The sequence below is a fragment of the Luteibacter sp. P4_D7_3 genome, from assembly GCF_056401735.1.
Map to the genome: position 1 here is coordinate 1 of NZ_JBFUIT010000377.1, position 3,459 is coordinate 3,459.

Below are 3,459 nucleotides of genomic sequence, written 5' to 3' on the forward strand. Positions count from 1 at the left end.
ACGTGACGCTGAAGAACGCGTCGGTGCCGAAGAAGCTGAAGAAGTTCAAGATCGGCTGAGGGGCTAGGCGCAACTGCTGTTGTAGGAGCCGATTCATCGGCGATTGGGTGTTGCATCGACCTTGCCCGCTGCCGCGGGATCGCCGATGAATCGGCTCCTACAGGAAACTTCGCAGGAGACGCAGGTCGCGGACGAAATCCGCATACCCCTCTTCTCGCGCCTGCTTATCCGGCAGGCGCAGCAGGTAGGACGGGTGCACCGTGGCTATCGCTCGCCGACCGTCAGGCAGGTCGAGCCACTGCCCCCGTTGCGCCATCAACCGAAACGACGCCCCGAATACCGCCTGCGCCGCCATCGCCCCGAGGCAGATGATCGCCTCCGGGCGGATGCGGTCGATTTCGGCGGCCAGCCAGGGGCGACACGCCGCCTGCTCCTCGGCGTTGGCGCGTTTGTGCAGGCGCCGCTTGCCGCGCGGTTCGAACTTGAAATGCTTCACCGCATTGGTGACATAGAGCGCGGCGCGATCGACACCCGCTTCCTCCAGCGCGCGATCGAACAGCTTTCCCGCCGGGCCGATGAAGGGCCTCCCGGCCAGATCCTCCTGGTCACCCGGCTGCTCACCGATGACGACGATGCGCGCATCGGCAGGGCCGCTACCGAAGACCGTCTGCGTCGCCGGCTTCCACAGGTCGCAGTGGCGACAGTCTTTCGCCTGCTTTCGCAGCGCCGCGAGGCTTCCCTCGGGCGCGTCCACGGCGGCCTTCTGCAGCGGCGTGACCTTTTTCCTCGGCACCGTGGGTTGTTTCTCGACCATTGCCTGCATCCTCGGCAGCGCATCGCGCACCAGTTCGGGTATGAGCCGCGCCTCCGGGAGATTCTTCCAGTACTTCACCGGCATCTCCCGGCGCATGGCATCCACTTTGAGGCGCGCGGGGTTGAAGATGCTGGCGTAGTAGGTGCGCCAGAGATCTTCGAGGGCGTCGCCGGAAGGCGCGTCGCCACGCTGCGCACCGGGCCCGAACGAGAGCGTCGTGCCGTCCCAGTGGGCGCTGCGTGAGGGCGTCAACAAGGACCAGCGCATACCGGTGAACCGGCGGACGAAGAATGGTGCCACGCGCGTGACGATGTCATGGTCGGGTTCGAACCACGCAACATAGACGGTGCCGTCGTCGATCGGCAACTCGCGAAAGCGCACGAAGGCCTTCATCTTGTGCATGTCGCGGTTGACCTGCTTCACGCAGGTGTGGGCCCAGGCGACATCGTCGTCCGTGGCGATCGCCAGGAGGTTGCGTTCGCCGTGCGTCAAACGCCACAGCATGCGGTAGAGCGTGGCGTGGCGTCGCGGATCCGAATGCGCCAGCACCGAATTGACGAGGCTGAGGAAATCGCGCGGAACGGCCGGGGCCTGCGCATGCCGTGGCTCGGGCATCGCGTCGTCGCTGCCGAACAGGCCGCCGTCCGGTCCCGCGAGCCATTCGACCTGCGACGGATCGACCTCCGCCAGCAGCAAGGCACGCGCCTTCGCGCGCCACGCCTCCACGTCCGAAGCATCGTCGAGCCGGACGCCAAGCATCAGCCGAACAGGTCGGGCTGCGCCGGCTCGCGCAGGTCACGCTGCAATGCGGCGCTTTCGTGGTCACCTCGGGGACGGTGATCCACCGTTTCAACAAAGGGCGCGACCTTTTTCACCGGCACGCGCAGGCGGATGAGGTCGGCGTAGCGAATGCGCTGGTGGGCGCGCATCGCGATCATGCGGTCCACGGTCTTCACGCCCAGACCCGGAACACGCAGGAGCATGTCGCGCGGCGCCCGGTTAACGTCGACCGGGAAGCTTTCCCGATGACGCAGCGCCCAGGCCAGCTTCGGATCGACCTCGAGCGAAAGCATGCCGCTGTCACCGGGGGGAGCGATTTCGTCCGCGCGGAAACCGTAGAAGCGCATCAGCCAGTCCGCCTGGTACAGACGATGCTCGCGCACGAGCGGCGGCGGCTTCAGCGGCAGGATTTTCGACGCATCGGGAATCGGGCTGAACGCGGAATAGTAGACGCGGCGCAGGTGGTAGTTCGTGTAGAGGTTGGTGCTGGCCGCGAGCACATCGCGATCCGTCGCCGCATCGGCGCCGACGATCATCTGCGTGCTCTGCCCGGCCGGGGCAAACTTCGGCGCTTTCTTTTCGGCCTTCGCCTCGTCGATGGACAGGCGCAGGCGTCCCATGGCACTACGGATATCGCCCAGGTCTTTCTCCGGCGCCAGCGACTTGAGGCCTTCGGCCGTCGGCATCTCCACATTGATACTCAGGCGATCCGCCCAGCGTCCGGCGGCGTCGATCAACTCGGGCGACGCATCCGGAATGGTCTTGAGGTGGATGTAGCCGCCGAACTTGTGCTCGGTACGCAGCGTGCGGGCGACGCGAACCAGCTGCTCCATGGTGTAGTCGGGCGACTGGATGATGCCCGAGGAGAGGAACAGGCCTTCGATGTAATTGCGGCGGTAGAACTCCATTGTGAGTTCCACCACTTCCTCGGGCGTGAAGCGTGCGCGCTGCACGTTGCTGCTGCGCCGGTTGACGCAGTACACGCAGTCGTAGACGCAGAAGTTCGTCAGCAGGATCTTCAGCAGGGAAATGCAGCGTCCATCCGGCGCATAGGCGTGGCAGATGCCCATGCCTTCAGTCGAACCGATGCCACCCGAGCGCAGCGAGTTGCGGCCCTTGCCGCCACTGGACGAGCAGGACGCGTCGTACTTGGCCGCGTCGGCCAGGATGGCGAGTTTGTCGGACAGTTTCATGGGGAAAGCCATGGTGCCAAATGGCGCCGACCTCCGCGTGAAAGCGCGGATCACAAATAAGTACATGTGGGAGCCGCTTCAGCGGCGATGCTCTTACCCCTGTAGGAGCGATCGAAAGCAAAGGCATATGATTCGGGCTTTGCTGCCAGAGTCGACCGACATGGACCTGATCATCCGCCACGCCAGCCTTCCCGACGGGCGCCGCGACGTCGATATCGGCATCGCCGACGGGCGCTTCGCAGCGATCCAGCCGGCGCTACCGGCGAAGGGCGTGGAAGAGATCGATGCGGGCGGCCGACTTGTCTCACCGCCCTTCGTCGACGCGCACTTCCACATGGATGCAACGCTGTCGCTCGGCCTGCCCCGGCTCAATGCCTCCGGCACCTTGCTCGAAGGCATCGCGCTGTGGGGCGAGCTCAAGCCCGACCTCACGATCGACGCGCTGGTGGCCCGCGCCATGGCCTATTGCGACATGGCGGTGGCGCAAGGGCTGCTCGCGATCCGCAGCCATGTCGACATCTGTGACGACCGGCTGCTGGCCACCGAAGCCTTACTGGAGGTGAAGCGCCGCGTGGCGCCCTACCTGCACCTGGAGCTCGTCGCTTTCCCCCAGGACGGCCTGCTTCGCTCAACCACCGCGAAGGCCAACCTCATCCRCGCGCTGGACATGGG

General features: G+C 65.5%; 3 protein-coding genes. 1 reads left to right on the top strand and 2 read right to left on the bottom strand.

Annotation, left to right across the window (positions count from 1 at the left end; translation table 11 throughout):
- Positions 1-157 precede the first annotated feature (157 nt).
- Positions 158-1,573 (bottom strand): UdgX family uracil-DNA binding protein, encoded by a 1,416-nt coding sequence (locus tag AC1DSN_RS20140; RefSeq protein ID WP_477295660.1) that lies wholly within the window; start codon positions 1,571-1,573, stop codon positions 158-160.
- Positions 1,573-2,787: a putative DNA modification/repair radical SAM protein gene (locus AC1DSN_RS20145; protein WP_063574036.1), complete on the bottom strand. Its 1,215-nt coding sequence runs from the start codon at positions 2,785-2,787 to the stop codon at positions 1,573-1,575. Before AC1DSN_RS20145 ends, AC1DSN_RS20140 begins: the two co-directional genes overlap by 1 nt.
- Positions 2,788-2,947: 160 nt before the next feature.
- On the opposite strand from AC1DSN_RS20145, the gene AC1DSN_RS20150 reads away from it, so the two are divergent.
- Positions 2,948-3,459, top strand: a 512-nt coding sequence (locus tag AC1DSN_RS20150) for an amidohydrolase family protein (protein ID WP_477332469.1), incomplete at its 3' end; no start/stop codon positions are given.